Source organism: Leclercia sp. 119287 (genome assembly GCF_009734485.1).
GTDB classification, from domain to species: Bacteria; Pseudomonadota; Gammaproteobacteria; order Enterobacterales; family Enterobacteriaceae; genus Enterobacter; species Enterobacter adecarboxylatus_C.
On the sequence record NZ_CP046445.1, the window covers coordinates 1,906,639 to 1,926,234 of the forward strand.

17 protein-coding genes are annotated in these 19,596 nt (G+C 56.8%); 12 read left to right on the plus strand and 5 right to left on the minus strand.

What is annotated here, in order from left to right; translation table 11 throughout:
- Positions 1-116: 116 nt before the first annotated feature.
- Positions 117-2,303 carry a ferric-rhodotorulic acid/ferric-coprogen receptor FhuE gene (fhuE, locus tag GNG27_RS09185; protein ID WP_156263467.1) on the minus strand — a complete coding sequence of 729 codons (2,187 nt, stop codon included), beginning with the start codon at positions 2,301-2,303 and terminating at the stop codon, positions 117-119.
- 354 nt (positions 2,304-2,657) lie between these two features.
- Between fhuE and hinT the strand changes: the two genes are divergently transcribed.
- From hinT to GNG27_RS09225, 8 genes are all read left to right on the plus strand, one after another.
- Positions 2,658-3,017: a purine nucleoside phosphoramidase gene (hinT, locus tag GNG27_RS09190; protein ID WP_142489089.1), complete on the plus strand. Its 360-nt coding sequence runs from the start codon at positions 2,658-2,660 to the stop codon at positions 3,015-3,017.
- A gap of 1 nt (position 3,018) precedes the next feature.
- Positions 3,019-3,393, plus strand: a complete 375-nt coding sequence (locus tag GNG27_RS09195; RefSeq protein WP_142489090.1) for a YcfL family protein — start codon at positions 3,019-3,021, stop codon at positions 3,391-3,393.
- Between the two features lie 10 nt (positions 3,394-3,403).
- On the plus strand, positions 3,404-4,054 hold the full coding sequence (lpoB, locus tag GNG27_RS09200) for a penicillin-binding protein activator LpoB (RefSeq protein WP_156263468.1): 651 nt from the start codon (positions 3,404-3,406) through the stop codon (positions 4,052-4,054).
- Entirely contained in the window at positions 4,035-4,859 is an 825-nt protein-coding gene (gene thiK / locus GNG27_RS09205) for a thiamine kinase (RefSeq protein ID WP_156265096.1), read from the plus strand. Before lpoB ends, thiK begins: the two co-directional genes overlap by 20 nt.
- 11 nt (positions 4,860-4,870) lie before the next feature.
- Positions 4,871-5,896 (plus strand): beta-N-acetylhexosaminidase, encoded by a 1,026-nt coding sequence (gene nagZ, locus GNG27_RS09210; RefSeq protein WP_156263469.1) that lies wholly within the window; start codon positions 4,871-4,873, stop codon positions 5,894-5,896.
- A gap of 34 nt (positions 5,897-5,930) precedes the next feature.
- A complete protein-coding gene (ycfP, locus tag GNG27_RS09215; protein WP_103179108.1) occupies positions 5,931-6,473 on the plus strand; it encodes an alpha/beta hydrolase YcfP in 543 nt (180 codons plus the stop codon).
- 233 nt (positions 6,474-6,706) lie between these two features.
- Positions 6,707-8,011, plus strand: a complete 1,305-nt coding sequence (locus GNG27_RS09220) for an NAD(P)/FAD-dependent oxidoreductase (protein WP_156263470.1) — start codon at positions 6,707-6,709, stop codon at positions 8,009-8,011.
- A 197-nt stretch (positions 8,012-8,208) separates the two neighbouring features.
- Complete coding sequence (locus tag GNG27_RS09225) at positions 8,209-8,748, plus strand: glycine zipper 2TM domain-containing protein (protein WP_142489094.1); 540 nt, start codon at positions 8,209-8,211, stop codon at positions 8,746-8,748.
- 481 nt (positions 8,749-9,229) lie between these two features.
- Here GNG27_RS09225 and GNG27_RS09230 read toward each other — a convergent pair whose 3' ends face one another.
- Positions 9,230-9,865 carry a TetR/AcrR family transcriptional regulator gene (locus GNG27_RS09230; RefSeq protein WP_156263471.1) on the minus strand — a complete coding sequence of 212 codons (636 nt, stop codon included), beginning with the start codon at positions 9,863-9,865 and terminating at the stop codon, positions 9,230-9,232.
- A 240-nt stretch (positions 9,866-10,105) separates the two neighbouring features.
- On the opposite strand from GNG27_RS09230, the gene bhsA reads away from it, so the two are divergent.
- Entirely contained in the window at positions 10,106-10,363 is a 258-nt protein-coding gene (gene bhsA / locus GNG27_RS09235) for a multiple stress resistance protein BhsA (protein WP_142489097.1), read from the plus strand.
- A gap of 78 nt (positions 10,364-10,441) precedes the next feature.
- Here the strand turns inward: bhsA and GNG27_RS09240 are convergent, their stop codons facing one another.
- From GNG27_RS09240 to GNG27_RS09250, 3 genes are all read right to left on the minus strand, one after another.
- Positions 10,442-11,395: a L,D-transpeptidase family protein gene (locus GNG27_RS09240; protein WP_142489098.1), complete on the minus strand. Its 954-nt coding sequence runs from the start codon at positions 11,393-11,395 to the stop codon at positions 10,442-10,444.
- Between the two features lie 152 nt (positions 11,396-11,547).
- Entirely contained in the window at positions 11,548-14,994 is a 3,447-nt protein-coding gene (gene mfd, locus GNG27_RS09245) for a transcription-repair coupling factor (protein WP_156263472.1), read from the minus strand.
- 119 nt (positions 14,995-15,113) lie between these two features.
- The gene (locus GNG27_RS09250; RefSeq protein WP_156263473.1) at positions 15,114-16,187 is read right to left on the minus strand and encodes an acyltransferase family protein; all 1,074 of its coding nucleotides are present in this window, start codon (positions 16,185-16,187) and stop codon (positions 15,114-15,116) included.
- A 271-nt stretch (positions 16,188-16,458) separates the two neighbouring features.
- Between GNG27_RS09250 and lolC the strand changes: the two genes are divergently transcribed.
- The 3 genes from lolC to lolE are packed head-to-tail and all read left to right on the plus strand — an operon-like array spanning position 16,459 to position 19,596.
- On the plus strand, positions 16,459-17,658 hold the full coding sequence (lolC, locus tag GNG27_RS09255) for a lipoprotein-releasing ABC transporter permease subunit LolC (RefSeq protein ID WP_156263474.1): 1,200 nt from the start codon (positions 16,459-16,461) through the stop codon (positions 17,656-17,658).
- Positions 17,651-18,352 carry a lipoprotein-releasing ABC transporter ATP-binding protein LolD gene (gene lolD / locus GNG27_RS09260; protein WP_142489102.1) on the plus strand — a complete coding sequence of 234 codons (702 nt, stop codon included), beginning with the start codon at positions 17,651-17,653 and terminating at the stop codon, positions 18,350-18,352. The genes lolC and lolD overlap by 8 nt, the downstream gene beginning before the upstream one ends.
- Positions 18,352-19,596, plus strand: coding sequence for a lipoprotein-releasing ABC transporter permease subunit LolE (gene lolE, locus GNG27_RS09265; protein ID WP_156263475.1), 1,245 nt, complete (start codon positions 18,352-18,354; stop codon positions 19,594-19,596). The genes lolD and lolE overlap by 1 nt, the downstream gene beginning before the upstream one ends.

The following is a 19,596-nucleotide window of genomic DNA, read 5'->3' on the forward strand; positions in this document are numbered from 1 at the left end:
GGTGGCGGCTGCGCCTTACCCGGCCTACTAAAGCTCAGACCGTATGCCGGGTAAGCGTAGCGCCACCCGGCACAAAAAAGGGAGCCATTTGGCTCCCTTAGACGTCTGATGATTTATCAGAACTGATAGCTTGCGGTCAGGCTCACGTTACGCGGTTCGCCATACACAATTTCACCTTCGACGTTGGTGTCGTAAGTCTTATCGAAGAGGTTATTCAGATTACCCTGCAGGGAGAAGTTCTTCGTGACCTGGTAACGGGTGAAGAGATCCACCAGCGCGTAGCTGCCCTGTGATGCGCGCCAGGTGCCGTAAGGCGTGTCCTGATAAGTATAGACGCTGTTTTGCCAGTTAACGCCGCCGCCAACGGTCAGCTCAGGCATAGCCGGCAGACGGTAGCTGGTAAACAGTTTTACGGTAGTACGCGGCAGTTGCGGGTTTACCGCCTTGCCTTCGTTATCTTCCGCAACGTAGCGCGTTGCACCAAAGGTCATCTGCCAGTTATCCGTCAGCGCGCCGTTGATTTCAAACTCAACGCCTTTACTCACGGTACCGTCAACGCTCTCGTAAGCCACATCAGTGGAACCCTGAATGGTCCGGCCGGTGCTTTGCCCCAGATTATCCTGCTCAATGCGGAACACGGAGAGCGTGGTGGTCAGACGGCTGTTCATCCAGTCGGATTTCAGGCCCGCTTCGTAGTTATTCCCGGTGATCGGGTCAAGATACTTGCCCGAGCTGTCGCGGTAGTTTTGCGGCTGGAAGATGGAGGTATAGCTGGCGTAGGCAGACCAGTTGTCATTGATGTCGTAAACCAGACCCGCGTAAGGCGTGGTGTGGTTTTTCTCCATGTCACTGGTCAGGGTGTTAACACTCCAGTTGGTATAACGGGCGCCAAGAATTAAATGCAAAGGATCGGCCAGTGAAATGCGCGTCGCGGCGTACAGCGATTTCATATTGGTGGTGTCATCCTGAGCCAGCGACTGCGATCCCCAGTTGGTTTCCGGGAAGTTACCGTTATAGTCGTAGAAGCTACCGAACTCATCCGGGTAGACGTTAGCCCATGAGTTGGTGTAACGGTTGGTCTGACGACTGAAGCTGCCGCCCACCATCATAGTGTGCTGACGGCCCAGCAGCTCGTAGCCCCCGTCTGCAAACAGATCCACCGCATCCACTTTACGTTTACCGCTGTTCCAGCCGGTGCCGCCAATGTAATCAAAGCCCGGACCATAGTTCGAATAAGGGCCTTCCAGCATGCCGGTGCTCTTATTCACAAAGGCATCGATGTACATCGCTTTGCTGTCGAATTTCGCTTCGGTATGGGTCGCATTCAGGGTGGCCTGCCAGTCGTCGGCAAAACGCTGCTTCAGGGTGAAGAAGACCTTATTGAACTCTTTGTCGTTGTAAGCCCAGTCTGGAGACGTGCTGTGGGCGCGATCGTAATGTTTGGTGCTGCCGTCGGTGTTCCAGCGCGGCAAACCACCCCAGGTCTGGTTATTGATGTCGATACGCTGGTATTCGTAGCCGGCGGACAGGGAGGTGCTGGTGCCCAGGTCGGCGTCCAGAATACCGGAGAAGAAGGTGCGCTTCTGATTGTAGTTATCGAGCCAGGAGTCGCTGTCCTGATAACCCGCCACGATGCGGCTGCGCAGATTGCCGTCTTCCGTCAGCGGGCTTTGCATGTCCATGACATAACGTTGTTTGTTCCAGCTGCCGTATTCTGCCGACAGATTGGCCTTGAATTCGCGGCTGGTGGCATGCTTACGCACCATATTGATCGCCGCAGACGGGTTGCCTGTGCCGGTCATCAGACCGTTGGCGCCACGCACCACTTCCACCCGCTCAAACAGGGCCGTGTCAGACTGAGAATCACCCAGGTTCCAGCGTGATTCGAAATAGGTTGGAATGCCATCGACCATGTAGTTGTCGATTTCGAACCCGCGGGAGTAAAAGTTGCTGCGATCGGAGTCAGTGGTGCTTTTGCTGATCCCCATCGTGTTATCCATCACGTCGCCCAGGGTTTGCAGCTGTTGGTCTTCCATGCGTTGTTCGCTGACGATCGTGACCGATTGCGGAATGTCACGCTGGACCATCTGCATTTTGGTGCCCACGGTCGTGGTTTTTACGCTGTAGTCCTGGCTTTCATCAGCGGCATCCGGCTGCGATGAACCCTCAACAATGACCGTCTCTTCGGCCGGGGCGGCGAAGCTGGCGACGGGCGTCAATGCGAAAGCAATACAGGCTGCGAGCAGCGAGGGTTTAGCGACAGGCTGGCGTTGCCCGTCCCTGGTATAATTCATGAAAGACATCAACAAACCTTTCTGAGTGAAGTGTGAATGTTATGCCCCAGTTCCGTAAGCACAGTCTGAGGTCGTTTTCTAGGTATAAAATGCGCATGTAAATGCAAATGCGAAATATACGCATTGTGATTAAACCTGTAAACAAGGGTTTCAGCCGTATATGAAATTATGTTTTAAGATTTCAGGGCAGGGCGCGAGGAACGGCTGCGTATAAATTGCGCTATAAGGAAAGAATTCGAGGGATAAGGTTGAAAGGATTAGAGAAAGTCGCTCATACTCTTGAGTCGTATCACATAAGAATGCGCCTGCACCGAGTGGGTTGTCTCCGGGCACGTCGCCAGATTAATGAATAAGGAAAACCCCATGGCTGAAGAAACCATTTTCAGTAAAATTATCCGCGGCGAGATACCTGCGGATATCGTCTATCAGGATGAGCTGGTTACCGCTTTTCGCGACATCTCTCCGCAGGCGCCGACCCACATCCTCATTATTCCTAATATTCTGATTCCGACAGTAAATGACGTGAAAACTGAGCATGAACTGGCATTAGGCCGTATGCTGACAGTAGCAGCGAAAATTGCTGAGCAGGAAGGCGTGGCCGAAGACGGTTATCGTTTGATCATGAACTGTAACCGCCACGGTGGTCAGGAAGTTTATCATATTCATATGCATCTGCTCGGCGGTCGTCCGCTGGGGCCGATGCTTGCGCATAAAGGTCTTTAAAATGCCCGGTGGACGGATTGCGATGCTGTTCATGATGGTGCTGCTGGCGGGATGTAAATCTCAGCCCGCCATCCCCGTCAATGATGAGCAAACATTAGTGATGGAGTCATCTGTACTGGCGGCGGGCATTACCGCCGATAAACCGTCGCTGACCATCAGCGAGATCCAGCCGTCTGCCTCCTCCACGCTGTTTAATGAAAGACAAGAGTCCATAACCGTCCATTACCGTTTTTTCTGGTATGACGCCAGAGGCCTGGAAATGCACCCGCTTGAGGCGCCGCGCAGCGTGACCATCCCGGCGAATTCGTCGGTCACGCTCTACGGCAGCGCCAATTATCTGGGTGCGCATAAGGTCAGACTTTATCTCTATCTGTAAGGGGTGATCCTTGATTAAAAATTTCAGTCGTTACGCGCTGGTCACGGCTTTTGCACTGTTCCTCTCGGGTTGTATCAGTCGTACTGAGCAGCCGCCTGCACCGGTCGAAGAGGTGAAGCCGGGCGCAGAGCAGCCGGTCCAGCCAACACAGCCTGTACCAACCGTGCCTACCGTGCCGTCCGTGCCTGCGCAACCCGGTCCTATCGAGCATCAGGAAGAAAGCGCTCAGCCTGCGCCGCGTGAACGTCATTACGACTGGAACGGCGCGATGCAGCCGATGGTCAATAAAATGTTGCAGGCTCAGGGCGTTACCGCAGGCAGCGTGCTGCTGGTGGACAGCGTCAACAACCGCACGAACGGCAGCCTGAATGCCGGGGAAGCCACCGAAACGCTACGCAATGCGCTGGCGAACAATGGCAAATTCACCCTGGTATCGGCGCAGCAGCTCTCCGTGGCCAAGCAGCAGTTGGGCCTTTCTCCGCAGGACAGCCTGGGCTCGCGCAGTAAAGCCATCGGCATTGCCCGCAACGTAGGGGCGCAGTATGTGCTCTACTCCAGCGCGACCGGCAACGTCAACTCACCAGCGCTGCAAATGCAGCTGATGCTGGTTCAGACAGGTGAAATTATCTGGTCGGGTAAAGGTGCAGTTCAGCAACAGTAATCTGACGCGCGACACATTGCTGTCGCGCTTTTTCCCGCAGTATCGCCTTATCGCGCCGCAGACCCAAACCGGGTTGAGCGGCGCGAGTTGCATTATTGAGCACGCCGGGCAGCGGCTGGTGCTGCGCCAGTATCATGCCGCGCTGGCCACGCCGGCCCATTTTCGCCGCCAGTACCATGCGCTACGCCATCTTCCCGCCGACATTGCTCCCCAGCCGCATTTTTACAGTCCTGGATGGATAGCGGTCGATTATCTGGCGGGTGAGGTCAAAACCACGTTACCCGCCGCACCCGTGCTGGCCGCGATGCTGTATCATCTGCATCAGCAGCCCAGGTTCGGCTGGCGCATCACCCTGGCCCCGCTGCTGGAGCAGTACTGGTTGCAGGCCTCGCCGTCCCGGCGTACACCGTTATGGCTGCGCTGGCATAAGCGTCTGCAAAAAGGGGGCGAGCCGCGCCCGCTGCGCCTCGTGCCGCTGCATATGGACGTTCATGCGGGTAATATCGTGCACACGCCTGCCGGCAGTCGGCTGCTGGACTGGGAATATGCCGGAGACGGCGACGTTGCCCTGGAGCTGGCCAGCGTCTGGACTGAGAGTGAAGTCCAGCGTCAGCAACTGCTTGCCGCCTACGGCGAGATCGCGCAGCTCGATCTGTCCCGGCTGCAACGTCAGGTGAAACGCTGGCGCCCCTGGGTGCTGATGCTGATGGCTGGCTGGTTTGAGCTGCGCTGGCAACAATCACAAGACAAACATTTTATTGCGCTGGCCGATGAGATCTGGCGCCAGTTAGAAACGACAGAATAAGAGAGGTTCGTGTGGGTCCGGTCATGTTGGATGTGGAAGGTTATGAGCTGGATGCGGAGGAGCGCGAGATTCTGGCGCATCCGCTGGTGGGTGGCCTGATCCTGTTTACGCGCAATTATCACGATCCTGCGCAGCTGCGGGAGCTGGTACGCCAGATCCGCGAGGCTTCCCGTCACCGCCTGGTGGTAGCCGTTGATCAGGAAGGCGGCCGCGTGCAGCGTTTTCGCGAAGGCTTTACTCGTCTGCCTGCAGCCCAGTCCTTTGCAGCGTTACTCGGGCTGGAAGAGGGTGGCAAACTGGCGCAGGAGGCCGGCTGGCTGATGGCCAGCGAGATGATCGCTATGGACATTGATATCAGCTTCGCGCCGGTGCTGGACGTGGGCCATATCAGTGCCGCCATCGGTGAGCGCGCGTATCATGAGGATCCGCAGAAAGCGTTGCAGGTGGCGACCCGCTTTATCGACGGGATGCACGAGGCGGGAATGAAAACCACCGGCAAACATTTCCCGGGGCATGGTGCCGTCACGGCGGATTCCCACAAAGAGACCCCGCGCGACCCACGCCCACAGGCAGAGATCCGCGCCCGGGACATGTCGATTTTCAAATCGCTTATCAGTGACAACAAGCTCGACGCCATTATGCCTGCGCATGTGATCTACACCGATGTTGATCCGCGTCCGGCCAGCGGCTCGCCGCACTGGCTAAAAACCGTGCTGCGTCAGGAGCTGGGCTTCAACGGCGTGATTTTCTCTGACGATCTATCGATGGAAGGGGCGGCGATCATGGGCAGCTACGCGGAACGCGGTCAGGCATCGCTGGATGCGGGTTGCGATATGATCCTGGTCTGCAATAATCGTAAAGGCGCAGTCAGCGTGTTAGATAACCTGTCGCCGATCAAGGCTGAACGTGTTACACAATTGTATCATAAAGGTTCTTTTAGCCGTCAGGAGCTGCGGGATACGGCACGCTGGAAAACCGTGAATGCGCAGCTTGAGGCGCTTCATGAGCGCTGGCAAGCGCATAAAGCGGGGCAATAACCCCTCCTGGCAAGCGTAGTGTGGCGAGGATACGATGATCATCTATTTGCACGGTTTTGATTCGAACAGTCCCGGTAATCACGAGAAAGTACTGCAGCTGCAGTTTATCGATCCGGATGTGCGGCTGATTAGCTACAGCACACGTCATCCGAAGCATGATATGCAGCATCTGCTGAAGGAAGTGGACAAAATGTTGCAGCTGAATGTTGACGAGCGTCCGTTGATCTGCGGCGTCGGCCTGGGTGGGTACTGGGCGGAGCGCATTGGGTTCTTGTGTGATATTCGCCAGGTGGTGTTCAACCCCAACCTGTTCCCGAACGAGAATATGGAAGGCAAGATCGACAGACCGGAAGAGTATGTTGATATCGCCACCAAGTGCGTAAGCAACTTCCGTGAAAAGAACCGCGATCGCTGTCTGGTGATCCTTTCTCGCAACGATGAGGCGCTGAACAGCCCCCGCGCTGCGGAACTGCTGCACCACTACTACGAAATTGTCTGGGATGAAGAGCAGACGCATAAGTTCAAGAATATTGCCCCTCATCTGCAACGCATTAAGGCGTTCAAGACTTTAGGTTAATTCCTGATTTCATCCTGAGCCCGGCCACGTAACGTGAGCCGGGCTTTCTTTTTGCTAAGCTTGTGTGAATTTTAAGCGGCAAAACTTGATGCACATCAATTTTGGTATGACCAATGCACCGAACATGTTATTCTCATGTCCGTTGAATGGTTTCAGTGCTGTAACTTGTTGTTAACTAAAGGTTATTTTCATAACTTTTAGTTAACAATTGGTTAATAATTTAGGGGGTCACGTTGACTACACCATTGAAAAAGATAGTGATTGTGGGTGGTGGTGCTGGCGGTCTGGAACTGGCTACGCAGCTGGGTAAGAAGCTCGGACGCGGTAAAAAAGCTAAAGTTACGCTCGTCGATCGCAACCACAGCCACCTGTGGAAACCGCTGCTGCACGAAGTGGCTACCGGTTCTCTGGATGAAGGCGTTGACGCACTGAGCTATCTGGCGCATGCGCGCAACCACGGGTTCCAGTTCCAGCTGGGCTCGGTGATGGATATCAATCGTGAAAGCAAAACCATTACCCTGGCCGAGCTGCGCGATGAGAAGGGCGAACTGCTGGTGCCGGAGCGTAAGCTGGCTTATGACACGCTGGTGATGGCGCTGGGCAGCACCTCTAACGACTTCAATACCCCGGGCGTGAAAGAGAACTGCATCTTCCTCGACAACCCGCATCAGGCGCGTCGTTTCCATCAGGAGATGCTTAACCTGTTCCTTAAGTACTCCAATAATCTCGGCGCAAGCGGCAAGGTGAATATCGCCATCGTCGGCGGCGGCGCGACCGGCGTTGAGCTCTCTGCCGAACTGCATAACGCGGTGAAGCAGCTGCACAGCTACGGCTACAAAGGGTTAACCAACGACGCGCTGAACGTGACCCTGGTGGAGGCGGGAGAGCGTATTCTGCCTGCGCTGCCGCCGCGCATCTCTGGCGCAGCCCACAGTGAGCTGACCAAACTGGGCGTACGCGTTCTGACCCAGACTATGGTCACCAGCGCCGATGAGCATGGCCTGCACACCAAAGATGGCGAACACATTAAAGCCGATCTGATGGTCTGGGCGGCGGGTATTAAAGCGCCTGATTTCATGAAAGAGATTGGCGGCCTGGAAACCAACCGCATCAACCAGCTGGTGGTAGAGCCGACGCTGCAAACTACCCGCGATCCGGACATTTATGCGATTGGCGACTGCGCCTCTTGTGCCCGCCCGGAAGGTGGATTCGTACCACCGCGCGCTCAGGCCGCTCACCAGATGGCCAGCCTGGCGCTGCATAATATTCTGGCGCAGGCGAAAGGAAAGTCCCTGAAGAACTATGTCTATAAAGACCATGGTTCTCTGGTGTCGCTCTCTAACTTCTCTACCGTCGGCAGCCTGATGGGCAACCTGATGCGTGGCTCGATGATGGTGGAAGGGCGTATTGCGCGCTTCGTCTACATCTCGCTGTACCGTATGCATCAGGTTGCGCTGCACGGTTACTTCAAAACCGGGCTAATGATGGTGGTAGGCAGCATCAACCGCGTGATCCGACCGCGACTGAAACTGCACTAAGACCCGCGCCCCTCCGCACTCGCCGGAGGGGCTTTTTCAGCATATCCTTCTGTGAATCGCGCTCTGACGGACTAAGAGTCCTCCTAAACACGTCTGTTTTGCGTTTATCGCCACATTTTTAATCCTTTCTCTGATTTGCTTACACGCCGCTTTAGTTGCAAAATTGTTACCAATAGCAATAAAAAGGAGGTTGTCCCATGAATAAATCCATGGTGGCAGGTATAGGGATTGGCGTGGTTGCCGCGTTAGGCGTGGCGGCAGTTGCCAGTCTGAATGTCTTTGAACGTGGCCCACAATACGCGCAGGTAGTTTCGGCGACACCGATTAAAGAGACGGTGAAAACACCGCGTCAGGAGTGCCATAACGTGACCGTGACGCATCGTCGTCCGGTGCAGGATGAAAACCGCATTGCCGGTTCCGTGCTTGGTGCGGTTGCAGGCGGCGTGATTGGTCATCAGTTTGGTGGCGGGCGCGGTAAAGATGTTGCCACGGTCGTGGGCGCGCTGGGCGGTGGTTATGCCGGCAATCAGGCGCAGGGAGCCCTGCAGGAGCGCGACACCTACACCTCCACGCAGCAGCGTTGTAAAACGGTGTATGACAAATCAGAGAAAATGCTCGGCTACGATGTGACATACAAAATTGGCGATCAGCAGGGCAAGATCCGGATGGATAAAGATCCCGGCACGCAAATCCCCCTCAACAGCGATGGTCAGCTGGTACTGAATAACAAAGCATAAAAAAATCTGTTCTCTGCATTTAGCTCCCCATTCGCTCAGGCTGGGGAGCTTTTTTTGTCCATAAAAAAAGACCTTAACGCCCGCATCGTTCGCGTCGGGATTAAGGTCTTCTCAGGGATACTGCGAGGTAACAGTGGTTACAGGTCAAATTCGTGATACTGGCGGAGTAACATAAATCCTGTTATCAGTACGGAAAGGAAAGCAAATAAAACTGACCCACCACATAAAACCCAGAGACCGAATAACAATGTAATGACTATTAACACCTTAAAAAATGGTAATAGCAAAATCATTTTATTCTCCTTCTGAATGTGAATAGCCAGAACAGCTCCGTTATGACTCATACGCCTAATCATTAGCACATCAATAATTACTCGTTAAGGATAGCAAGCGGCAGAGAGGTGGTGATAGTTTTTACCTATCTTTAAACAGATTTGTCTGAAAGTGGCGGGGAGAGCAGGGCGGTTTACCGCCCTGCTGGTCAGGCTTTAAGGAGCTCAGGCCACAGGCGCAGGGTGATTTGCGTGATGGCCTGCAGTTTTTCCAGGCTGGCGCCTTCCCGGGCGCTGATAGACATCCCCTGCAAAATGCAGCTCAGATACTGGGCAAGTTTTTGCGGATCGCATTGGGCGGGGATCTCACCGCGCTGCTGACGCTGCTCTAAGAACCGGCATAGCGTCTCTTCCTGCATCGCATGGCGAGATTTGACCGTATGGGCGATCTCTTCTGACGATGCCGCCAGCGTCGCTGAAGTATTAATCATAAAACAGCCCGCAGGCGTGTCTTTGCTGGTAAAGCAGGTCGCCACCGCGGTGAAGTAATCTTCCAGCGCCTCTTCAACACGCTTCTCTTCGCAGAACAGCTGCGCTTCATGGCGGGCGGCGAAGCGGCTGATATAGCGATCCAGCACCGCACGGAACAGCCCCTCTTTATTGGTAAATTCTGCATACAGCGTAGGGGCTTTGGCCCCGGTTGCTGCGACCAGATCGGCCAGCGATGTGGCTTCATACCCATGCTGCCAGAACAGCGTCATGGCCTTATCCAGCGCCGCGTCCCTGTCGAACACTTTTGGTCGGCCACGGCTTTTTTTAGCGCAACGCGTGTCATCGGTTGTCATGAGCCGTTGTACCTCTGTTGGTTTGTTGAACGACCATTATAAAAATAATCCCTTCTTGCAGCCAGCGCTGAATTCATAAAATTATTTTCATCATATCAATATGAATTTTAAAGATTTTAAATTTATTTTAACGATCGTTATAAAAAGAATTTGACCGTGATGTAGATCACATTTATCATTTAGTTATCGATCGTTAAGTTAATGCTTACGACCACCTGTCACTTGCATAAGGTTCATAAAATGAAAAACGTAAAAACGCTCATCGCCGCTGCTGTACTCAGCTCACTCTCGTTTGCCAGCTTCGCCGCTGTACAGGTTCAGTCTACCCCTGCCGATCAACAAAAAGTGGGCACTATCGCCGCAAATGGTGGGACTAACCTGGGTTCTCTGGAAAGCCAGCTAGCGCAAAAAGCGGACGAAATGGGCGCAAAATCTTTCCGTATCACCTCCGTTAGCGGTCCGAACACCCTGCACGGTACTGCGGTGATCTACAAATAAGCATGGCTTAACCCTCATTAATGCCACTGCGAAAAAAAACGCTCTGCAATTGCAGAGCGTTTTTTTTATCGTTTCGGCTTACAACGTCTGGGCTTCAGGATGACGGGTAACGTCCACCGGCATGCCGGAGCGGGCTTCCATCGCGCGCTCCATCACTGCTTCGTCTGAGCTGGCTTTAAAGCCCTGCTGGGCGGCATTCAACACAATCGGCAGGGTCTGAGGATCGTCATTCAGCTGCTTCGACAGCGGTTGATGTACTTCCACCAGCCGCACGCCACCGGGCTCCTCTGACACCTTGATCGGCGTATTCAGGATATTCACTTTGGTGCCGGGCTGGATGACGCGGAACAGCGTCTCGATGTCATTGTCACGCAGGCGAATACAACCGGAGCTGACGCGCATGCCGATGCCAAAATCGGCGTTGGTGCCGTGTAGCAGGTAGACCCCACCGTAGGCCGCAAGGCGGATCGCATGATGCCCCATCGGGTTTTCCGGTCCGGCGGGCACCACCGCAGGCAGATCGATGCCCTGGGCTTTATAACGGGCGCGAATATTGGCAGTTGGCGTCCATGTGGGGTTGGCGCGCTTATCTGACACCGTGGTCACCATGGTTGGCGTCAGGGTATCACCGCCCAACTGACCAATGCCGATCGGATAGACCGTGACCTCATTTTTACCCGGCGGGTAATAGTAAAGACGCAGCTCGGCCAGGTTAATGACAATCCCTTCCCGCGGCGCATCGGGGAGCAGGGTCTGTAGCGGGATGGTCAGCACGCTGCCCGCGCGGGGAACGTAGGGATCCACGCCGGGATTAGCCTGCAGTAGCGCCAGAAAGCCGACGTTATATTTTTTGGCAATTGCTTCCAGCGAGCCGCCGTCATTTTCCACGACGTGAAAGCGGTTCTCGCCCACGAGACGGCTGCCCGGCGGGGGAAGGGGCCAGGTATTGGCCCGGGCAGGTAGGGCAAGCGCCAGGGTAGCGAGCAGCGCAACCAACGATATCCAACGGGTAAAACGCGAAGTCGTTATCATCACCAGAATCCATAGCAATAAAGATTATTATTATCTGAAAGTTAATTGATAATTATGGCGAATGGACGTGTCGGGAAATCCAGGTGTATTGCAAAGAGTTGTAAATTAACGGGGAACGAGGCCGGGCGATTGCAGGACCGCCCGGCGGTGGGTCAGGCGACGGCGTTCTCTTCGAGCTGTCGCATAAAGTTACGTACCCAGTCCATGCGGGTTTTCCGTTCCGCCAGATCCTGGGTAAATTTCAGACGCGTTGGACCGTCCAGACGGTAGTGCTGAGGCTGTTTCTGCAGCAGACCAATCAGCCACATCGGATCGACATGATTCTTCTCGGCAAACTCAATCATGCCGCCTTTGTCATTCCCTTCCAGCTTGCGGATCCCCAGCTTCTGCGCCTGCTGGCGTAAACGGGCGATATCCAGCAGGTTACGCGCCGCATCCGGCAGCAGGCCAAAGCGGTCAATCAGCTCCACCTTAATCTCGTCGAGGCTGGCTTCGTCCCTGGCGCTGGCAATGCGTTTATAGAACGACAGACGCGTATTAACATCCGGGATAAAGTCATCCGGCAGCAGGGCCGGCATCCGCAACTCCACCTCCGTCTGCTGGCTGGTGAGATCTTCCAGCGACGGCTCGCGCCCCGCCTTCAGTGCATCGACGGCATTTTCCAGCAGCTCCATATACAGCTGGAAGCCGATGGTTTCCATCGATCCGCTCTGATCTTCACCCAGCAGCTCACCCGCGCCGCGGATCTCGAGATCGTGCGTCGCCAGCGCAAAGCCGGCCCCCAGATCTTCCAGCGAGGCGATGGCTTCGAGACGTTTTTGCGCATCGGTAGTCATCGCTTTCGGATGTGGAGTCATCAGCCAGGCATAGGCCTGATGGTGTGAACGGCCGACGCGACCACGCAGCTGGTGGAGCTGCGCCAGGCCGAAGTGATCCGCCCGCTCAATGATGATGGTATTGGCGGTAGGAATATCGATCCCGGTTTCGATGATCGTGGTACACACCAGCACGTTAAACCGCTGGTGGTGGAAGTCGTTCATCACCCGCTCCAGCTCGCGCTCGCGCATCTGCCCGTGGCCGATGGCGATCCGCGCCTCCGGCACCAGCTCTGCCAGCCGGTCGGCCGCTTTCTGAATATTTTCCACATCGTTGTAGAGATAATAGACCTGGCCACCGCGCAGGACTTCACGCAGGATCGCCTCGCGCACCACCAGGTTATCGTATTCACGGACAAAGGTTTTCACCGCCAGGCGACGGGCCGGCGGGGTGGCGATAATCGACAGATCGCGCATGCCGCTCATTGCCATATTCAGGGTGCGCGGGATCGGCGTGGCGGTGAGGGTCAGGATGTCGACATCGGCACGCATCGCTTTGATCCGCTCTTTGTGGCGCACGCCAAAGCGGTGCTCTTCATCGACAATTAACAGCCCCAGATCTTTCCACTTCACGTCGCTCTGCAGCAGCTTATGGGTGCCGATGAGAATATCGATTTTGCCCTCGCTGGCCTGCTCCAGGATCTGCGCCTGCTCTTTGGCGCTGCGGAAACGCGACATCATCTCAATGCGCACCGGCCAGTTGGCAAAGCGGTCGCGGAAGTTATCGTAGTGCTGCTGCGCCAGCAGGGTGGTCGGCACCAGCACGGCCACCTGCTTGTTGTTCTCAACCGCGAGGAAGGTGGCGCGCATCGCCACTTCGGTTTTCCCGAAGCCCACGTCGCCGCACACCAGCCGGTCCATCGCCAGCGGCTGGCACATGTCGCTGAGCACGGCATTGATCGCCTGGGCCTGGTCCGGCGTAGTTTCAAACGGGAAGCTGTCGCAGAACAGCTGGTACTGCTCTTTATCGTGTTTAAAGGCGTAGCCGGACTTGGCCGCGCGCTGGGCGTAAATATCCAGCAGCTCTGCCGCCACGTCGCGTACTTTTTCCGCCGCTTTCTGCCGCGCCCGCGCCCAGGCGTCACCGCCAAGTTTATGCAGAGGCGCATTCTCTTCCGCGCCGCCCGCGTAGCGGCTGATTAGATGCAGGGACGACACCGGCACATAGAGTTTGGCGTCGTTGGCGTACATCAGCATCAGGTATTCGCCCTTGATGCCCCCGGCTTCCAGGGTGGTCATTCCCGCATAACGTCCCACGCCATGCTCGAGATGGACAATCGGCTGGCCGGGGTGCAGCTCCGCCAGGTTACGGATCAGCGTATCCGGGTTGATGGTGCGGCGGCTGTCCTGGCGGCGGCGCGCCACGCGCTCGCCCAGCAGGTCGCTTTCGCAGATCAGCGCCAGGTTATTGAGCGTATCAATAAAGCCGTGCTCGGCGGCACCAATCATCAGATAGCGACCGGTGCCGCTGGCCTCGTCCAGACGCAGGATCCGCTTCGGCGCCACTTTGATGCGGCTGAGCAGCTCGCCCAGCGCTTCGCGACGGCCTTCGCTTTCGACGGAGAAGATCACCGGGCCGGTAAAGGCTTCGAGGAATTTACGCAGGTTGTCCAGCGGGGATTTATTCTGCGCCTGCACCGCGAGGTCCGGCAGCGGCTGATACGCCAGATTGGTATTAGCGGCTTTATCCGGCAGGTTTTCGGTTTTGAGCTGCATGCGCGGCCAGCGTTTCAGCTCGCTGAACAGCTCGTCGGTGCGCAGCCACAGCAGCTCAGGCTCCAGCAGGGGGCGCATCGGATCCACCCCGCGATTCTCAAACCGGGCGCGGGTTTCGCTCTCAAAACGGTGGGCGCTGGCCTCCAGATCGCCGGTATTCAGCACCAGGGTATTAGCCGGGAAGTAGCTGAACAGGGCGGGGAGCGGCTCGCTGAAGAACAGCGGCTGCCAGTACTCGATCCCCGTCGGCAGGGTGCCTTTGCTCACCTGCTGATAGATATGCTCGGCGTCGCGCTTGACCTCAAACTTATCGCGCCACTGGCTGCGGAACAGCTCGATAGCGGTTTTGTCAGTCGGAAACTCGTGGGCTGGCAGCAGGTTGATGGCCTCCACTTCCTCCAGCGTGCGCTGGGTGTCGGCGTCAAACAGGCGCAGGCTGTCGATTTCGTCATCGAAGAAATCCAGACGATAGGGCAGCGCGCTGCCCATCGGGAAGAGATCGAGCAGGGCGCCGCGGGTGGCATACTCCCCGTGCTCCATCACCTGATCCACATGGCGATAGCCGGCGCTGTCGAGCTGGACGCGCAGGGCATCCCGCGACAGGCGCTGACCCTTTTTCATCACCAGCGCATGCCCGTGCAGATAGCTGTGCGGACAGACGCGCTGCATCAGGGTATTGACCGGCACAATCAGCACACCGCGCTGCATGGTGGGCAGCTGATAGAGCGTGGAGAGGCGCGAGGAGATAATCTCCTGGTGCGGGGAGAAGCTGTCGTAGGGCAGGGTCTCCCAGTCGGCGAGACTGGTGACCAGCTGATCGGTAAACTGGCGGATCTCATCATGCAGGCGCAGGGCGTTTTGCATGTCCGGCGCGACCAGCACCACCGGCCCCTGATGGCGCTCTGCAATTTCTGCAACCAGCGTGGCGTAGGCTGCCCCGGTCAGTTCACCCAACTGGCGTTGGTCGCCCACTTTGCCGGGCAGGGAAAAACGATATTGTTCAGGCATGGCTTTGTCAGGATCTCTTATTGGGCATATCACTGATACACAATGTCTTTATTATCCTTGATCGTTTTACATTAGCAAATCGTAACCGCACACAGCGTGAAGAGGCCCCCGCAGGGGCGCTAGCGCGTGGCCTGAACCGGCGTCAGGCGGGCAGGCGGGGTAAAGAAGAAATCCCCGGTCAGCGCACTGGAGAGTTTACGCGCCCCCAGCCCCACGAGGGTGCAGACCAGCAGGCTGGCAAAGGGATAGAACAGCACCAGCGTCAGCTCCGCCCATACCGGCCATGCCCCGCTGTTCAGCTGGTGGATCATGACCAGGCTGACCCCTTCGATCAGGATGCGGTGAGTGGTATAGATGGCAATGGTGTTCGAGCCCACCACGTTCAGCAGGTTATCAGGCCCGACGGCAAACCGCTGCTCAAGGCGGTAGAAAAGGGCCATGATCAGCAGGATCGACAGCAGCGACAGCGGCAGGGGAACGCCGACGAACCACAGCACGACGGAGACCACTCCGAACGCCGCCACCGCCAGCGCATCACGCCGCCACACCCGGGCCTGCATCCACGCCATCAACTGCACGCCATACCAGGCGCCGAGGCTGTAATAAATCATATTGCGCACCACGCTGTTCATCCCCCACCACGGCAGCGGCAGGAAGTTGATCACGATGCTGGCCAGCGCCAGCAGCCCGATAAGCAGCAGCTTCCAGCGGCTCAGCAGCTTGCAGAGGGTAAAATAGACCACCAGGGCGTAGAGATACCACAGGCTGGTGCTGGCGGTGAGCATCCCGGTGATAAAGCCGTTCAGCGAGTCGGCATAGGCGGCGTTCGACGCGGTATTGAGATCCCGCTCCGGCGCCAGCCACGCGTTGAGATGGGTCAGGGCCTGCCACTGCAACACACCCCACAGCGCCAGGACCCAGATAATGCTCCAGAGCCGTTTGTCGAGGCAGGTTTTCCACTCAACCTCGTCAATATAGCGCCGGACCAGATACCCCGAGATAAAGAAGAACACCGGCATGCGGAAGGGGGCGAGATAAAGATTGAACGTCACCCAGCATTTGGCGAGCAGCACCGAAAGCGGGGCGTGCAGCGCCTCAAGGTGGGGATAAAAGGTGATCACCGAGTGGTAAATCACCACCAGGCAAATGCACAGCCCCTTTATCTGGTTAATCCATAGTGCTTTTTGTTTCATCGCTTACCGGGTCCTGTACTTATCGTCATCGAAAGGGATAAGTGTGTTGAGCGGCTGATGGGATGTAACGGGTAAGAGTCTGTAAGCGGACGATTTTCGGAAAAACTGCAAAGGGTATGGGAATGAAGGGGAGGGCCGGGCAGCGGTTACCGCATTGATTTAACCTGTTTTTTCGGATAATTGATTATCAAAGCGTCGGGTATCAGTCATTTACCCTTAGCGGATTCGCTTATATACTCGTGGGTCTGCTACCAGCAAACAGACGGATTTCATGTACCAACCTGTCGCACTTTTCATAGGCTTACGTTACATGCGTGGGCGCGCCGCGGACCGTTTCGGTCGCTTTGTCTCCTGGCTTTCAACCATTGGCATTACGCTTGGCGTGATGGCGCTGGTGACGGTTCTCTCCGTCATGAACGGCTTTGAGCGCGAGCTGCAAAATAACATTCTGGGGCTAATGCCGCAGGCTATCCTCTCATCCAGCAGCGGGTCGGTGAACCCGCAGCAGTTGCCAGAAAGCGCCGTTAAGCTGCAGGGCGTAAGCCGCGTGGCGCCGATCACCTCCGGTGACGTGGTGCTGCAGAGCGCGCGCAGCGTGGCGGTGGGGGTGATGCTCGGTATCGACCCGGCGCAAAAAGATCCCCTCACGCCTTATCTGGTCAACGTCAAACAGAGCGATCTGGCTCCCGGACAGTACAACGTGATCCTTGGCGAACAGCTTGCCGGTCAGCTCGGCGTTAACCGCGGCGATCGGCTGCGGGTGATGGTCCCTTCCGCCAGCCAGTTCACCCCGATGGGGCGTCTGCCAAGCCAGCGCCTGTTTAACGTCATCGGCACCTTCGCCGCCAACAGCGAAGTGGACGGCTACCAGATGCTGGTCAACATTCAGGACGCGTCGCGCCTGATGCGCTACCCGCTCGGCAATATCACCGGCTGGCGTCTGTGGCTCAACGAACCGCTGAAGGTGGATGTCCTGAGCCAGCAAACCCTGCCGGAAGGTACCAAATGGCAGGACTGGCGCGAACGTAAGGGCGAGCTGTTCCAGGCCGTGCGCATGGAAAAAAACATGATGGGCCTGCTGCTGAGCCTGATTGTGGCGGTCGCCGCGTTTAACATTATTACTTCGCTTGGCCTGATGGTGATGGAGAAGCAGGGCGAAGTGGCCATCCTGCAAACCCAGGGCCTCACGCCGCGGCAGATCATGGCGGTATTTATGGTCCAGGGCGCCAGCGCCGGGATTGTCGGCGCGCTGCTTGGCGCGGTACTCGGCACCCTGCTCGCCAGCCAGCTCAACAATCTGATGCCGATCATCGGCGCGCTGCTCGACGGCGCGGCGCTGCCGGTCGCCATTGAGCCGCTGCAGGTTGTGGGCATCGCCCTGGTGGCGATGGTTATTGCCTTACTCTCCACGCTTTATCCTTCATGGCGCGCTGCCGCCACCCAACCCGCTGAGGCTTTACGTTATGAATAAGATCCTGTTGCAATGCGACAACCTGTGCAAACGCTATCAGGAAGGCACGGTGCAGACGGATGTCCTGCACAATGTCAGCTTCAGCGTCGGGGAAGGGGAGATGATGGCCATCGTCGGCACCTCCGGCTCCGGGAAAAGTACCTTACTGCACCTACTCGGCGGGCTGGATACACCAACTTCCGGCGACGTGGTCTTCTCCGGCACCCCGCTGAGTACGATGTCATCGAGCGCCAAAGCCGATCTGCGTAACCGCTCTCTGGGCTTTATCTACCAGTTCCACCACCTGCTGCCGGACTTTACGGCGCTGGAAAACGTGGCGATGCCGCTGCTGATCGGCAAAAAGAAACCGGCTGAAATTAACGCCCGCGCCAGCGATATGCTGAAAGCGGTCGGCCTCGGCCATCGCGGTAATCATCGTCCGTCTGAACTTTCCGGCGGCGAGCGTCAGCGTGTGGCGATTGCCCGCGCGCTGGTCAACAACCCGCGCCTGGTGCTGGCGGATGAACCGACCGGTAACCTCGATGCCCGCAACGCGGACAGCATCTTCCAGCTGCTGGGGGAGTTGAACGCCTCCCAGGGTACAGCGTTTCTGGTGGTGACCCACGACCTGCAGCTGGCAAAACGCATGTCCCGCCAGCTGGAGATGCGTGATGGGCACCTGAATACCGAGCTGACCCTGATGGGAGCGGATTGATGGCTTCCCCGTTATCGTTACTCATCGGCCTGCGTTTCAGCCGGGGCCGCCGTCGCGGCGGCATGGTATCGCTGATCTCTGTTATCTCCACCATCGGCATTGCGCTGGGAGTAGCGGTGCTGATCGTTGGTCTCAGCGCCATGAACGGCTTCGAGCGCGAGCTGAATAACCGTATTCTGGCGGTGGTGCCGCACGGTGAAATTGAGCCGGTCAACCAGCCGTGGAATAACTGGAATGACGCGCTGAACAAGGTGGAAAAGGTGCCGGGTATTGCGGCCGCCGCGCCGTACATCAATTTTACCGGGCTGGTTGAGAGCGGGGCGAACCTGCGCGCCATCCAGGTGAAAGGGGTCAACCCGCGTCAGGAAGAGAAACTCAGCGCGCTGCCGCAGTTTATCCAGAAGGATGCCTGGGCCAACTTTAAAGCCGGCGATCAGCAGATCATTATCGGTAAGGGCGTGGCCGATGCGCTGAAAGTGAAGCAGGGCGACTGGGTGTCAATCATGATCCCGAACGCCAGCGCCGATCATAAGCTGCAGCAGCCGAAGCGCGTACGTCTGCACGTGGCCGGCATTCTGCAGCTCAGCGGCCAGCTGGATCACAGCTTTGCCATGGTGCCGCTGGAAGATGCGCGGCAGTATCTGGACATGGGCAGCAGCGTCACCGGGATCGCCATCAAGGTAAACGACGTCTTTAACGCCAACAAACTGGTGCGCGACGCCGGGGAAGTGACCGACAGCTATGTCTACATCAAGAGCTGGATTGGCACTTACGGTTATATGTATCGTGATATCCAGATGATCCGCGCCATCATGTACCTGGCGATGGTGCTGGTGATCGGCGTGGCCTGCTTCAACATCGTCTCTACCCTGGTGATGGCGGTAAAAGACAAGAGTGGCGACATCGCGGTCCTGCGTACCCTGGGGGCAAAAGACGGTCTTATTCGTGCCATTTTCGTCTGGTATGGTCTGCTGGCGGGGCTGTTTGGCAGCCTGTGCGGCGTGGTCATCGGCGTGGTGGTATCGCTGCAGCTGACGCCAATTATCAACGGCATTGAGGCCCTGATTGGCCATCAGTTCCTGTCGGGCGATATCTATTTTATTGACTTCCTGCCGTCTGAACTGCACTGGCTGGACGTTTTTTATGTGCTGGTTACAGCACTTTTACTGAGTCTGCTGGCAAGCTGGTATCCGGCGCGTCGCGCAAGCCGAATTGATCCGGCGAGGGTATTAAGTGGCCAGTAA

What these genes read in the sequence shown, in the direction of transcription:
- ycfP (WP_103179108.1), top strand. Translation starts at nt 5,931, where the DNA reads ATGATCATCTATTTGCACGGTTTTGATTCGAACAGTCCCGGTAATCAC.
- lolC (WP_156263474.1), top strand. Translation starts at nt 16,459, where the DNA reads ATGTACCAACCTGTCGCACTTTTCATAGGCTTACGTTACATGCGTGGG.
- lolE (WP_156263475.1), top strand. Translation starts at nt 18,352, where the DNA reads ATGGCTTCCCCGTTATCGTTACTCATCGGCCTGCGTTTCAGCCGGGGC.
- mfd (WP_156263472.1), bottom strand. Translation starts at nt 14,994, where the DNA reads ATGCCTGAACAATATCGTTTTTCCCTGCCCGGCAAAGTGGGCGACCAA.
- lolD (WP_142489102.1), top strand. Translation starts at nt 17,651, where the DNA reads ATGAATAAGATCCTGTTGCAATGCGACAACCTGTGCAAACGCTATCAG.
- bhsA (WP_142489097.1), top strand. Translation starts at nt 10,106, where the DNA reads ATGAAAAACGTAAAAACGCTCATCGCCGCTGCTGTACTCAGCTCACTC.
- hinT (WP_142489089.1), top strand. Translation starts at nt 2,658, where the DNA reads ATGGCTGAAGAAACCATTTTCAGTAAAATTATCCGCGGCGAGATACCT.
- fhuE (WP_156263467.1), bottom strand. Translation starts at nt 2,303, where the DNA reads ATGTCTTTCATGAATTATACCAGGGACGGGCAACGCCAGCCTGTCGCT.
- GNG27_RS09250 (WP_156263473.1), bottom strand. Translation starts at nt 16,187, where the DNA reads ATGAAACAAAAAGCACTATGGATTAACCAGATAAAGGGGCTGTGCATT.
- GNG27_RS09230 (WP_156263471.1), bottom strand. Translation starts at nt 9,865, where the DNA reads ATGACAACCGATGACACGCGTTGCGCTAAAAAAAGCCGTGGCCGACCA.
- GNG27_RS09225 (WP_142489094.1), top strand. Translation starts at nt 8,209, where the DNA reads ATGAATAAATCCATGGTGGCAGGTATAGGGATTGGCGTGGTTGCCGCG.
- GNG27_RS09195 (WP_142489090.1), top strand. Translation starts at nt 3,019, where the DNA reads ATGCCCGGTGGACGGATTGCGATGCTGTTCATGATGGTGCTGCTGGCG.
- GNG27_RS09240 (WP_142489098.1), bottom strand. Translation starts at nt 11,395, where the DNA reads ATGATAACGACTTCGCGTTTTACCCGTTGGATATCGTTGGTTGCGCTG.